General features: G+C 56.5%; 15 protein-coding genes. 7 read left to right on the forward strand and 8 right to left on the reverse strand.

Features of this window, described 5'->3' with window-relative positions; genetic code table 11:
- Positions 1–628: insulinase family protein (locus tag VI895_07125; protein ID HLG19575.1), on the forward strand; the 628-nt coding region annotated here is incomplete at its 5' end.
- A gap of 63 nt (positions 629–691) precedes the next feature.
- Here the strand turns inward: VI895_07125 and VI895_07130 are convergent.
- The 7 genes from VI895_07130 to VI895_07160 all read right to left on the reverse strand — a co-directional run bounded on the left by VI895_07130 (position 692) and on the right by VI895_07160 (position 5,960).
- Positions 692–1,108 (reverse strand): PIN domain-containing protein, encoded by a 417-nt coding sequence (locus VI895_07130; GenBank protein HLG19576.1) that lies wholly within the window; start codon positions 1,106–1,108, stop codon positions 692–694.
- Positions 1,105–1,362 (reverse strand): hypothetical protein, encoded by a 258-nt coding sequence (locus VI895_07135; GenBank protein ID HLG19577.1) that lies wholly within the window; start codon positions 1,360–1,362, stop codon positions 1,105–1,107. The genes VI895_07130 and VI895_07135 overlap by 4 nt, the downstream gene beginning before the upstream one ends.
- Before the next feature lie 109 nt (positions 1,363–1,471).
- A complete protein-coding gene (locus VI895_07140; GenBank protein HLG19578.1) occupies positions 1,472–3,262 on the reverse strand; it encodes a flippase activity-associated protein Agl23 in 1,791 nt (596 codons plus the stop codon).
- Positions 3,253–3,525: a DUF507 family protein gene (locus tag VI895_07145; protein ID HLG19579.1), complete on the reverse strand. Its 273-nt coding sequence runs from the start codon at positions 3,523–3,525 to the stop codon at positions 3,253–3,255. The genes VI895_07140 and VI895_07145 overlap by 10 nt, the downstream gene beginning before the upstream one ends.
- Entirely contained in the window at positions 3,522–3,803 is a 282-nt protein-coding gene (locus VI895_07150; GenBank protein HLG19580.1) for a DUF507 family protein, read from the reverse strand. The genes VI895_07145 and VI895_07150 overlap by 4 nt, the downstream gene beginning before the upstream one ends.
- Before the next feature lie 37 nt (positions 3,804–3,840).
- The gene (locus VI895_07155; GenBank protein HLG19581.1) at positions 3,841–5,004 is read right to left on the reverse strand and encodes an anhydro-N-acetylmuramic acid kinase; all 1,164 of its coding nucleotides are present in this window, start codon (positions 5,002–5,004) and stop codon (positions 3,841–3,843) included.
- A complete protein-coding gene (locus VI895_07160; protein HLG19582.1) occupies positions 5,001–5,960 on the reverse strand; it encodes a diacylglycerol kinase family protein in 960 nt (319 codons plus the stop codon). Before VI895_07160 ends, VI895_07155 begins: the two co-directional genes overlap by 4 nt.
- A gap of 56 nt (positions 5,961–6,016) precedes the next feature.
- On the opposite strand from VI895_07160, the gene VI895_07165 reads away from it, so the two are divergent.
- The gene (locus VI895_07165) at positions 6,017–6,943 is read left to right on the forward strand and encodes a GGDEF domain-containing protein (GenBank protein ID HLG19583.1); all 927 of its coding nucleotides are present in this window, start codon (positions 6,017–6,019) and stop codon (positions 6,941–6,943) included.
- Here the strand turns inward: VI895_07165 and VI895_07170 are convergent.
- Positions 6,937–7,308: a metallopeptidase family protein gene (locus tag VI895_07170; protein HLG19584.1), complete on the reverse strand. Its 372-nt coding sequence runs from the start codon at positions 7,306–7,308 to the stop codon at positions 6,937–6,939. The two genes, VI895_07165 and VI895_07170, sit on opposite strands and share 7 nt — an antisense overlap.
- Before the next feature lie 121 nt (positions 7,309–7,429).
- On the opposite strand from VI895_07170, the gene VI895_07175 reads away from it, so the two are divergent.
- The 5 genes from VI895_07175 to VI895_07195 all read left to right on the forward strand — a co-directional run.
- The gene (locus tag VI895_07175; protein ID HLG19585.1) at positions 7,430–8,158 is read left to right on the forward strand and encodes a hypothetical protein; all 729 of its coding nucleotides are present in this window, start codon (positions 7,430–7,432) and stop codon (positions 8,156–8,158) included.
- Positions 8,159–8,375: 217 nt separating this feature from the next.
- The gene (locus VI895_07180; GenBank protein ID HLG19586.1) at positions 8,376–9,089 is read left to right on the forward strand and encodes an RsmE family RNA methyltransferase; all 714 of its coding nucleotides are present in this window, start codon (positions 8,376–8,378) and stop codon (positions 9,087–9,089) included.
- 42 nt (positions 9,090–9,131) lie between these two features.
- Positions 9,132–10,994 carry a tetratricopeptide repeat protein gene (locus VI895_07185; GenBank protein HLG19587.1) on the forward strand — a complete coding sequence of 621 codons (1,863 nt, stop codon included), beginning with the start codon at positions 9,132–9,134 and terminating at the stop codon, positions 10,992–10,994.
- Positions 10,995–11,085: 91 nt separating this feature from the next.
- Positions 11,086–11,679 carry a hypothetical protein gene (locus VI895_07190; protein HLG19588.1) on the forward strand — a complete coding sequence of 198 codons (594 nt, stop codon included), beginning with the start codon at positions 11,086–11,088 and terminating at the stop codon, positions 11,677–11,679.
- A 137-nt stretch (positions 11,680–11,816) separates the two neighbouring features.
- The coding region (locus VI895_07195; GenBank protein HLG19589.1) for a hypothetical protein at positions 11,817–12,449 on the forward strand (633 nt) is incomplete at its 3' end.

Consider the following 12,449-nt stretch of genomic DNA (forward strand, 5'->3'; position numbering starts at 1 on the left):
AGGGGTATTCGGAGAGATTTCCGTCTCCGGAGCGCCGGTCAATATTCAAAACGTCGTGCGGCCGTTGGAAGGGGTCCGGGAAATTCGCCGGCCGATTCAGGGTGAGAAAGCGTATCTGCAGTACGGCTTTCGCGGCACGACCCAAAGCGCGTTGGACCGTTTTGCTCTCGATATCGTGAGTACGCTCCTCGCCAGCTCGGGGGGCGGAAGGCTCTTCATTCGGTTGCGCGAAGAACTCGGTCTTGTGTACTCCATCGAGACGTCGGTCCTACACGGTCTCGATACCGGACTTTTCGCCGTGGAGTGGAACACCGCTCCGGACCAGGCGGAGAACTCGCACGAAGAAGTCCGAAATGAGATCGCCAAGCTCAAGAAATCTCCGGTTACGGAAGAGGAGCTTCGGCGCGTGAAGAATTTCTTGATCGGAAGCTACGAAATCGACTTGCAACGGAGCGGCACACAGGCCACGCAGCTCTGCCTGGGGGAGCTCTACGGGAACGAACCTTCGTTGACCGACTACGTGCGGGGAATTTCAGCGGTGACCGCGCCCGACGTGAAGCAGGTGGCCGAGAAATACCTCGATTTCGAACGGTCGGTCTTTACGTTGCTGTCCCCGATGGTGAATTAGGCGATCTGTCACGCAAGCCGGGTTCGAAACAAAAAAGGTCGAGCTCCTGAAAAAAGATACGGGTTAACGCCCCGGCACTTCAAAATTTAATCCCTTCGCGGCCTTGGCGAGAACCTCGTCATGCGTCAAAAAAATCAGAGAAAAGCTATTTTGTTCCCGCCACATCATAGCCGAAACGAGGTGGATCGCATCCAACGTTCCCAACGCCACCGGAAAGCCGGAACCCGCACGATCAAGGATCGCATCCGAAACCTCGACAAATTCCACCGAATCGAGCGCAGAGTACAACTCTTCAAGGGATTTCAAATGTTGGTCTTCCGTCAGTAGATCATTCAACCGTAAACGGTCGAGCGTACGCAGGCACTCCGTTTTGAGCAGCTTACTTGCGACAGGGCGTTCAATTTCCGAAAATCTCGAAAACCGGTCTCTCTGGTTCAATAAAACCCGAAGCAGAACCGAGGAGTCCAGGTAAGCGATCATCGCTTGCGACGATCGTCCAAGAGAATCTCCACCACATCAAATTCTTTCTTGGGGCGGACGGAAAACGTCATACTCGCCAGGTGTTTCGGGTTCTTTCTCGGGGGCGTCGTTAAGACCGTCGAGCGGCCGCCGACGGCCGTTAAGATGGCGATTGGGACGCCCCTCTCCTGGATCTCCACCTTCTCGCCGGATTTCACCATGCGAAGATAACGGGCCAACTTTGATTTGAACTCCGTAACCGCGGCGATTCTCATTCTGACCTCTTCTGACCTATTATTGGTCTATAAAGGTCATTTGTCAATCCTTGGCTACGGCGAAGGCACGGATGCGGTCTTTCGCCTGCTTCGCGGCAAACCCGAGTAGCTAGGGCTTTTCCGGCATTCCGTTCCAAAGTACGAATCGGTCCGCGCGCACGAATAGGGCCAGATCAAACGACCCGAGCGGACTGTAAACCTCTCGCGTAAAATAATAACGGATCAACGCGGGGAAACTCAGCTTGTTGTTGTCCGGCACCCACCACTCCCGCAGTTTCACCTTGCGAACTTCGTACGAGGTTGGAAGGCGCCGAAGCAATTCTTCGTGTTTCCCCCAATTCATGACGATTACGGACGGCTGCTCGTCGACATGGATCTCGTGCCTGAACCAGCCGTTATAGTTTCGAAGGTACCAATAGAGAGGCCAAGCGGAATCCTCGACCACCTGGACCTTCAGATTCGCCTTCTCGCCGGTGACGCCGCCCAAATGATGAATCCGTTGGACCAGCTCGAGAAGTTCCGTGGAGGTATGCGTGTACACCAGTCTTTCGCGCGGATCCGCGGCTCCCGCGAAGGAGGCGCGCACGGTGATCACCCCTTGCCACCCCGCGAACAGGATCAGCGCGGCGCCGATGCCGGCCCGAGGTATCGGAGACACAATTCGGCCCCGGACGAGTTCGGGCAGGACCAGAGCGATATAGACGGTCCAGGGAAGAAGAATATGCGTGGTGAGCCAAGGGACCTTTTCTCCCGCGTACGAATAGAGGAGCAAGGAAACGATCCCCCAGTGGGCGCAGAAAGCGGGAAGAATTTCATTTCGCCGAAGATGAGTCGAGAGAAGCAAAATCCAGGAGCCGATTTCAAGGCAAAGGATCGCGACGTGCATCGGTTGATCCAAATGGACCTTCGACCCGTAGGGGCCGACGGTCTCCCAACTCTTGAGCAGCAGGCCCCACAAAATGAATGTTCCCAGGCACCAGAGCCCGGCTCGATAAGAAGTATCGGCGGTGGAACGAATCGCACGCCAGATGCACCAGGCCAAACTCAAGAGAAGGGGCAGCTCGTACGTGGCTAAAATGGGGAAATAATAGTCGAACGGTCCTTTGATTCGCTGAATCGCGTGCTGGCGAACCCAATACGGGATCATTTCCCGATAAAGGCCGTCCAAAATTCCGCCGGCGTTGCGCCCGAGGGAGGAATAAAGAGCGCAAAAAATGAGGGCCATCAGAAGAACGGACCAGACCATAGGGACGCGCAACGAACGCACCGTCGCTGCGACGGAACGCCGCTGATCGCCGAATGAGATCTCGTCGACTTTTCGTTTCCACACAGCCCAGACAACGGCAAAGCTAAGAAATGCGAAGGCGTAAAAGAGAGAGTTCAATTTTGTGCATACCATGAGGGCGAACGTCGCCGCGGCGGCGTAAAGATAACCGTTCGATCGCGTCGCCCAGAACCGAGCCGACGTCCAGAGAAGCGTCATCACCAACGCCGCCATCGGAATGTCCATGATGAGCGTTCGCGAGTAGTAGCCATAAATGGGGGAAAGGCAGACCAGGGCCAACCAGGTGTAGGCGGAAGATTTGGAACTCTCGCGTAAAAAAAGAAAACCCGTGGTTGTCATGAGGATTCCCGTTAGGGCGACGGAGAGCCGGCCCGTCCAATCGTTGATCGGGAGAATCTCAAAGATCGCGGCTTGAAGATGGTAGAGAAACGGGCCGTGCAGCATCGGATTGAACTTGTAAACGCCCTGCGTGGCGTACCGCCACGACTCGATCGCGTGGATCGATTCGTCGTGGTGATAGGGCTTGTCTCCCAAGAAAAGAAATCGTGTGAAGACGTAGAAGAGACCAAACGCGAGAAGAAGAAAAGTGTCGCGAGAACGGAACTTCAGCGCCACCGTTTTTTCATTTCGACGTCGAAGTGTTTCTTGTAAAGGACGTCCCATTCGCGGCTCCCCTCGAGGACGCCCCGCGAATAAGACTGCAAAATCTTGCGGACGGCGGTATCGACTTCGTCTTCCAGGTGGCAGTAATGCGTAAGGACCTGTTTTGTGGCCTTGAGAGTTCGCGGTTCATCCGGATACGCGGCCCAGCCCGCCTTTTGGAGGCCGCTCAGGAGAAGATGGGAAATGTGGGAGATCCTTTCCTCGGAGAGTCTCATAACACCATCTTCCGTTCTTTGATCAGCTGGTTTTTCACCATTTGAAACATTTTATGACGATCGAGCGTTCCGCGGGCGAACTCCTTTTCGTACTTGTGAAGCATTTGGTCGACCTCTTTGTTGAGGTCGTCCTCCACTCGAAGGTCGGCCAGGAAAATCTCCAACAGGCGGGTTCGAATTTGCGATTCCGGGGCGGTGAACGTGGCGAGATGTTGGCTCTTCCATTCCGAAAGGAGGCGGTCGACGATCCGTTCCACTTCTTCGGGTCGGAGCCTCATTCGCATGACCGTAGCGCGCTCGGTTTCACGGTGTCAATTAGGCGATCGATCCTCCGGTGGCGGGAGCCACCAGGCCGCATACGACGCGGCTTTTCGCCCCGGTCGCACGCGGCTCATTGTTGGCGTGTCCTCGCAGCGTCTCGGCTCCGAGAAGCGCAAACGAGATCGCTTCGACTTCTTCGGCGGGGTATCCAAAGGTATCCGAGGTTACGGCTTTCACGCCGGAAAGATTTCGGGCGATGAGCTCCGTAAGGAAGAGGTTTCGCGCGCCGCCGCCGCAGAAAATGAGCAACTTGGGGCGGAGTCGGGGGAAAACAAATCGCTCGTACGCGAGGCGGGTGGCTATCGCCGTGGCGTGCGTCACGGTGGCTGCGGCATCGCGAAGAGACAAGCGGTTCAGGCGAGAACGAAACCGCCCTAAGAACATCGGCCCGAACTCTTCCCAGCCGGCCGATTTGGGGGGGCGTTTTTGAAAATACGGATGCTGGAGAAGCTGACTCAATAGATGAGGATCGGGCCGGCCGGACCGTGCCGTGGCGCCGTTTCGGTCGAAGCGAGTCCGTCCCCCGCTGCGCCAATGAAACAGAGTGTCGATCCAGACATTTCCGGGGCCCGTATCGAACGCCGATTCGACCTTCCCTTTATTGAGCAGCGTGACGTTCCCGATCCCTCCCATATTTTGCACAGCTACGTTCAGGGCGAGTCGTCCAAAGACCAGTCGGTGGGCGTAAGGAGCGAGGGGGGCACCGGAACCTCCCGCCGCGAGGTCGGCGGTTCGGAAATTTCCGATCGCCTTAATTCCCGTTCGGACGGCCAGGCGGGAAAGATCGGCCAGTTGGATCGTGACGCCGACTTTTTCCCCGAGAAACATCCGCGGGGAGGGAAGATGCACGACGGTTTGACCATGCACGGCCACGAATGCGATCCGCGAAGCGCGCAGGCGGGTCTGTCGGGCCAATCGCCGAACCAAGCGCGCCGCCCATTCCGACCAGGCGGCTCCGAAAAAAGCGGCGTCGCGCAGGGAGTCTTCTTCGGCGATCGCGCGGGCGGCGTCGGCCCATTTCGGCGGATAGGAAGCGTGGGCGTGGCCGAGCCTACGGATTCGATAGCCTTCGCGGATTGGCGTCAGGCGAAGCAACACGGCGTCCCCGCCGTCCAAGGAGCTTCCCGACATTACACCGATGGCCAAAATCGATTTCATGCGACGACAAAATCGACGGAGGGGCCCGAACGAAGCTGAAATTCCTTCGAGGCGTTGAGGAGATCCCCGTCCAACATCGGCCTTTGAGGCGAGTTCAGTTTTACGAGAGCCGACTTGGCCGGAAGTTGGATCAAGTTGGGATCGGACACCGGTTTTCCGGTGAATAAACGGGGCAGATGAAAGAGAAGGGAGCGGGGCCGCGTCCGGAAGACCAGCATCCCGAACTCGCCGTCCGGCTGCTCGGCGCCGAAAAACGGTTTAAACCGGAAGCCGATGTGCCGGATGGAAGCCGCGGCTACGTTCGTGATTGTGGCGTCCTGGAGGAACGGTTGATCGTCTCGCCAAACGCTGGCGTTAAAGTCAGGGAACATCTGTTTCGAAAACGGACCGTCCACGAGCGCCGATAAGATGGTTTTCGCAAGCAATGTGAATCCACGAAAGGGCGTGGGATTTTCGCGTTCGGAATAATTTTCGATGAAGTGCGCAAAGCCGCCCAGCCCGAAAATGAAACCGAAATGACGGTTCATTTCCAACAGGTGGCGTCGTGCGACGGTGAAAGGGACCTGCTGATTCCGTCGTTGCAGAAGATATTGCAGGCGGTGAAGAGGTGAACCGGTGATGCCTAAGCTGGTCGCGACCGTGTTCATCGTTCCCGCCGGAAGGATCGCAATTCTTGGGAGAGGTTTACCGCCGTACGCGGCCAGAAGATGGGTGAGCGTCTGTCGCAGCGTCCCGTCGCCGCCGCAGACCAAAAGAATCTCCGGATCGGTGCGTTGAACATCGGCCAATGCGGAGGGGAGTTCGCTCGGGTTCCGGCTGGTGACGAACGGACCCCGATCTCCGAACGCTTCCTCCAGATGGTCAAGAAATTTCGGATCCCGAAGCGCTTTTCGGGAGCGGAGATTGACGAGCAACGCGATTCCACTTTTCTTGAGTTCCCCGGCGCGCTTCGCCATAGCCGGATGAAAGACGGAATAGCTCAAAAGTACAAGCGTTATGTTACACTCGCCTCGTGGCGGAACAGACGGTCGTAAAGCGAAGGAAGCCGGGCACGGCGGAGAAAAGCCGCGAGCGAATTCCCTGCTTGGTGGTTCTCGAGGGGAGTTATATCGGAGAGGTGTATCGGATTACGGGAGACTCCGTTTTAATCGGCCGGGAGGAAGACTCCGGCGTGATTCTCTTGGAGGAAGGGGTGTCCCGTCAACACGCCCGGATCGATCGTCACGAAATGTCGTACACGATTACGGATCTTGGAAGCACGAACGGCACGTTCGTCAACGGCGAGCCGGTTCAACAGGCGGCGCTTCACGACGGGGACAAAGTTCGGATCGGCGATGTCGTGGTCCGTTTCAGTTATCAAGACACCATGGACGTGAATTACCAGGAGACGCTTCGCAACATGGCGATGCGCGACGGCCTGACGAAAGTTTTCAATCGCCGCTATTTCCTGGAATCGCTGGACCGGGAACTCAACTATGCCGCCCGATTGCGGCAATCTCTCACGTGCATTCTCCTCGACATCGATCATTTCAAGAAAGTCAACGATACCTACGGCCATCAAGCGGGCGACGCCGTTCTTCGGGCGATTGCGAACGCCCTTCAGCAGGAAATTCGACGGTACGATGTGTTGGCCCGGTACGGAGGGGAGGAGTTTGTCATTCTGCTTCGCGCAACGGCCTTGGACAACGCCCTTCTCCTGGCCGAACGGCTTCGTCGTTTGTCATCGGAGTTGGAGTTCGTTTTCGATCAAAAGAACGCTTCGGTGACCGTCAGCTTGGGTGTCGCGTCTTTCGATCCGGACAATCCCAAAAGCGGAGACGATCTCGTTCGTGAAGCCGATCGCTATCTGTACGAAGCGAAGGAACGCGGACGGAATCGCGTCTGTTCCAAGCGCACCCAGGGAACTATTCCGGACAAGGATTCGTCAAACAGTCAGTAAACGCCGAGATCCTTCAACCTTCGGTCTGAAATTCCGAAATAGTGGGCGATTTCATGCAGAATCGTCCGCTTTAATGTCGCGCGAACCTTATCGGGCGTGCGTGCCAGAGCTTCGACATGCTTCTGGTAAATGGTGATGCGATCGGGGAGGACTCCGGAATAACCGAGGCTCGTTCGGAGCGGGAGCGGAACACCGTGATAGAGGCCGAGGAGCAACGTTCCCGAATCGATCTTCATCGACTTCCGCGTTTCCGTGGACGGCTCCGTTTCGACGACAAAGTCCACGTTCTCGATCTTTTCGGAAAACTCGCCGGGAAGTTCATCCAGGACTTCAGCCACCATTTGCTCGAAGAGCGGTCGATTCATTTCTTTCTTCTACGATCTTTCTCTCAAGTTTTCTATTGACAGTACAGTGCGCTACATTACATTTACTTCTCTCGTTGATGTAGTGATTGAACGTTTCCGGTCGCTGAAAAGGAGAACCCCGATGCCAACCGTTTCCCCGACGACATCGTCTGCAAAAGTCCCCGCCGGTTTAATGGACGAGAATTTTCTCGACGGCGATTTTTTATCCGACCTGGACCGCGCCTTTGAAAGCATCCAGGCCGCACCGAAGCCGGCGCCCTCCGTCGCCAAGAAGAATCCGCGCCGGGCCAAAAAACAACGGGCCGAGCTGGAACAAATGCAAGCGACGTTTCTGGACGTCACAAAAGTCCATTTGCGCCCGGTTCTTCGATATTTGAAGGCCATCCAGATGGGTGCCGCATCCAAAGATTTGTGCGAAATCGTCCATTACGTGATCGGTCCGGTGATCGGGAAGACCCGAAAGGTCGGATTGGTGAATGAGACCAAGGCGCTCATCGCGTTTCAGCGGGATCTCAAGAGCGTGGTTCGAACCTCGCCGCGGAAATTGAACGACGAAAACCGAACGAAGTTAATGACCAGTTTCGGGCCGGTCGAAAAGGGTTTCCGTTTAGAGTTCCGCGGGCATTCCACGGCGGTGGCGAATCTCCTGGGATTTTACAAGGCGATTCGGAAGCGACCGGATGCAACGGACGACGATATGAAGAAGCTGTTCTCGATCGGCATTCCGTCGCTGACGATGTTGCGAAAATCTTCGATCGAGGAACTGGTGAGTCTCTCCGGACTTCGCCCCGACAAAGTGGCGGGCTTAAGATTCGAGGCCCGCAAGTTCAACATCTTGTCGCTCGTTTAACGCCCGGTCGTAGGTAATACGTATAAAGATCCTCCGCTCCGAAGAAGACATCGGTCGCCTCGCTCCCGGGTCGTGACGGGATTCTACGCCAGTCGCTCGTCGACCGATGCCTTCTCCGGTGCCCAAGAATTTGTGAGGAATCGTTTGCGACAGATCACGCGAACGTTCCCTTTCTGGGGGCAGGGGCGGTATGCTGTGAATCTCGAAAGGTTCCAGCGTGCGCACTCATCGTCTATTTCAGGAAGACCTGGGAAACGTAGGTGAACGGCTTCCCCTCACAGCCGAAAACGTTCGGATCGCCAGGTCCGTGCTCCGTTTGCGCAACGGGGACCGGGTTCAACTGATGAACGGAAAGGGGGGCCTCTCTGTGGCCGAGTTGCTCGAAGCGGGGCGACAGCGAGGCACGGTTTTGATTCTCGACCAGACGGTTGCGTCGGCGGTATGGCCCTCCCTGACGCTGCTCCAGGGACTGCCGAAGGGAGACAAATCCTCGTGGATCGTTCAAAAGGTTGTGGAGTGCGGAGTGGAGAGAATTCTTTTTGTCGACACGGAACATACCGTCCCCAAGCGGCCGGAAGGCGCCAAACGCTGGACGCGAATCGCCGTGGAGGCCTTGCGGCAAAGCGGAAATCCATTCCTGCCGGAAATCGTCGGGCCTCTCCCGCTCTCCGAAGGGATAGCCAAAATTAAATCTGAACTCTTGCTTATGCTCGACGAAACCGAAAAGAGCCGCCGAATGCGGGATTTCGCCGGTGAAAAAATCCCATCGTCGATTGCGCTGGCCGTCGGTCCCGAGGGGGGATGGTCCTCCGGAGATCGTGAGATCCTTCGTCAGGCCGGCTTTCGGTCGGCGCAATTGGGACCGTATGTCCTACGTACCGAGACGGCTGCTTTGGCGGCGGTGGCGGCGGCCCGGGCGATCTGGGGATGACGAATGCACTTCAATTTATTGTCATTTGAAAAGGTTCATGACATGGAACCCCTTCTCGTGCGCTCGAATCCGCAGACAAAAAACGCGGCCACTCTTCGAAAGGGGGCGCACCTTGAATGGGTAAGCTTTGTGGCGCTTTTCTGTATCTTCTGGATCGCCGGGTGCGGACCGAAGAGACCGCATTACATGGGGCCGGGTCACGATGCGGATTGGCCGATCGAGGCGCCCGATGCGCCGGCGTACGAATCGTTCCTGGAGGGTCAGCGGTATTCGGCTCAGGGCCACGTGGACGAAGCGATCGAAGCGCTGGAAGCGACGTTGAAAAACGATCCGAAATCACCGTATCTCCTGGTTCAATTGGCCGACGAAGTTTTGCGGAAGGGAGATTTCACGCGAGCGGAACAACTGGCGACCGCGGCGGCGGCGAGCAAACCGGACGATCGGGAAGCCCATTTTTTGTTGGGAAAAATCTACGGCGCCCAGAAACAATGGGACAAGAGCGAAGACGAATTCAAGAAAGTCGTCGCGCTCGATCCGTCGGGAGACGAGGAGGCGGTCATCGCTTTGGCGACCGTCTATGTCGAATCGAAGCGACCGGAAAAGGCGGTCGCGGTTTTGGAAGCGCTGACGCAGGCCAATCCGGACCACCTGCTCGGTTATTATTATCTGGGCCGCGTCTATTCGGAGTTGGATCGTTTTGACGACGCGATCCGGGCGTACGAGAAGGCGGTGGCGATCAACCCGGTGTTCTCGTCGGCGCTCCGGGCCATCGCCCTCATTTACGAATACCAGGGGAAAAAAGACGAAGCGGTGGAGACGCTTCAGCGCGTTCTCGACATCGAAATCGACAACGCGAACGTTCGAAACCATCTCGGCCAGCTCTATCTCGAGCGCAACGATCTGGATTCCGCTCTCAAACAGTTTGAGATCGTCGCGCGCGACCACCCCAAAGATGTGACGGCGCGCCTTCGAATCGGCCTCATCTATTTGCAGCGGGGGGATTATAAGGAGGCGGAAAAGATCCTTCGGGAGTTATTGAAAGACGCTCCGGAGCTTCAACGGGTTCGCTATTACCTGGGCGTGGTCATGGAAAAACTGGGAGACAAGCCCGGGGCGCGAAAACAGTTCGAGGCGATCGACATTCAGGCCGACATTCACATCGATTCCCAATTGGCCATCGCCTATCTTCAAGAGAGTGAAGAGGACTTCAAGGGGGCGGAGCGCACGCTTCGGACCTCCCTGAAGCAGCACCCGAACTCGCCGGAACTGACCGCGGGATTGGCCGCCAATCTTCTCAAACAGAAACGGGAAAAAGAGTCGTTGCAACTCCTTCAGGAGGCCGTGGCGGCCTCTCCGAAGGACGAGACGCTCTGGTTCAGTTTGGGCGAAGTGCATGACAAGATGGGGAACACGGAGAAGCTGTACGAGGCGATGAAAACGGTTCTCGAGATCAACCCCGACAACGCCAACGCCCTCAATTATCTCGGGTACACGTATGCGGAGAAAGGAATCAAGCTGGATGAAGCCGAGCACCTGGTGACCCGTGCCCTCGAAATCAAGCCGAAAGACGGATACATTACCGACAGCCTCGGATGGGTGTATTACCGGAGGGGCCATTATGAAAAGGCCGTGGCGAAACTTGAGGAAGCTCAGAAGTTAACGCCGGATGACCCCACGATTTTGGAACACTTGGGCGATGCCCTGGAAAAGAACGGAAAAAAGGAGCGCGCGCTCGAAATGTATCAACGGGCCCTTCAATTTGCGCGCGAACCGGAAGCGCAGTCCCGAATTCGAGACAAGATCGCAAAACTTTCACCCAAGAAGACATCTTCTCACGATTCTTTCGGCCGCTCTTACGCTCGCGTCTCTTATCTCCTGCCAGCACCCGAAAGTTCCCTCGCTTAATTCCAAGAGCGCCGGAGAAATTTTTTCCGCGGCGACGATCGGTCGCGCGGAGCTTAGGAGCCTTCGGGCGGAGGGAAAGGCGAAGCTTCATGTGCGAGGGAAAACAATCCGCTTTCACGCTTCGATTCTCGCGATGTATCCGGATCGGTTTTACGTGGAAGCCAGCGGATTCGGCGGACCCGCGTCCATCTTAGCGTCCGATTCAAGGGAGATGGTCTATTACGTTCCCGGCGAGGCCCGAGCCTATAAAGGAGATCCCGAGAAGGCGATGCGGCGGCTCTTTGGGCTGGAGATGTCCCCCCGCGAATGGACCGGGATTCTCCTCGGTCACCTGGCACGCTTTTCATCCTCCGACCTGAGCGTGCAATGGAAGGGGAGCCGATGCGAACTCCGCTCCGGAGACAAACAAGATCCTCTCGTGTTCATCATCCAATCGAAAAACGCGTGGGTCGAACAGATCGTACGATCACCGAATGAACAGCGGATCGAGTTCGGCGAGCCCCTTTCCACGGAGGCCGGGCTGTTCCCGAAATCGATCCGAGTTATTTCCGGAAACGAATCGCTCGAGGTAAAGTTCGATAAAGTCGAGGCCAATCCGACGCTGAGCGAGAATCATTTGAAACTCGATCTCCCGCCACAGGTGACGGTCGGAGATATTCGAGACGCCGATTTCCTTTCCAATTGAACGGCGGGTTACGATGTTCACAACCTATTGAAATTATATACGTATGTGCCGATTGAGTGCTTGCCCTACTCTTGGTATAACGCATCGCAAAAATGGTGGGGTCGAGGAAAATTCTTTGTACTATTCTGGTCACGTTCATGGTCGGCGGTTCGCCCAACGTGGGAGCGCAAACCGATCCGACGCTCTTGGCGGACCCCCTCTTGGTGTTGGTTGAACAACTGATTAAGTTCCACGATGAATGTATTCCGCGGCGAACTATCGGTAAAGTGCCGAAGCAGACGCGTGCGTTTTATAACGAGTGGGGCAATGGCATGTTGTACATTTATCCATTGGGTAGGGGATCCATAGGTCTGCCCGAGCCAGATCGCGATTTGATGATCAAGCATCTTCCTCGGCTCTGGAATGTCTTGAACGCCTATAGAAATGGAGGACGCTACCGCCTTCCTACCGGAGGTCACAGAAAGGAATTCGGGGATGTCGTGAACTTTCGGGGGGGCGGTAAGGGCTTTATTGACCCGAAGAAGTGCGGTCCCCGCGTCCAGGCGCTCCTGGACGCGCCGGAGTGGCAGGACGCATGGAAAAAGCTTCCCGTGCCTCCGCCGGCGGCTCCCCGCGTCAGGATTGAAAATCCGCCCGTTTTCGTCGTGCCGTTTCCGGCGACGGCAAAGGAATTCGAAATCGCCCGGCGCGTACTGGATACGGTTTCCCTGGAACAGTTGGGCGACGCCGCTCGATCTGTGGCGGGCACAGCGGTCACGGCCCTTGCTCTA

The organism is Bdellovibrionota bacterium (assembly GCA_035292885.1).
Lineage (GTDB): Bacteria > Bdellovibrionota_G > JALEGL01 > JALEGL01 > DATDPG01 > DATDPG01.

Bases quoted from the DNA above. Each gene is read 5' to 3' on its own strand.
- VI895_07130 (HLG19576.1), bottom strand. From the start codon at position 1,108: ATGATCGCTTACCTGGACTCCTCGGTTCTGCTTCGGGTTTTATTGAAC.
- VI895_07135 (HLG19577.1), bottom strand. From the start codon at position 1,362: ATGAGAATCGCCGCGGTTACGGAGTTCAAATCAAAGTTGGCCCGTTAT.
- VI895_07145 (HLG19579.1), bottom strand. From the start codon at position 3,525: ATGAGACTCTCCGAGGAAAGGATCTCCCACATTTCCCATCTTCTCCTG.
- VI895_07150 (HLG19580.1), bottom strand. From the start codon at position 3,803: ATGAGGCTCCGACCCGAAGAAGTGGAACGGATCGTCGACCGCCTCCTT.
- VI895_07155 (HLG19581.1), bottom strand. From the start codon at position 5,004: ATGAAATCGATTTTGGCCATCGGTGTAATGTCGGGAAGCTCCTTGGAC.
- VI895_07160 (HLG19582.1), bottom strand. From the start codon at position 5,960: ATGGCGAAGCGCGCCGGGGAACTCAAGAAAAGTGGAATCGCGTTGCTC.
- VI895_07170 (HLG19584.1), bottom strand. From the start codon at position 7,308: ATGAATCGACCGCTCTTCGAGCAAATGGTGGCTGAAGTCCTGGATGAA.
- VI895_07175 (HLG19585.1), top strand. From the start codon at position 7,430: ATGCCAACCGTTTCCCCGACGACATCGTCTGCAAAAGTCCCCGCCGGT.
- VI895_07185 (HLG19587.1), top strand. From the start codon at position 9,132: ATGGAACCCCTTCTCGTGCGCTCGAATCCGCAGACAAAAAACGCGGCC.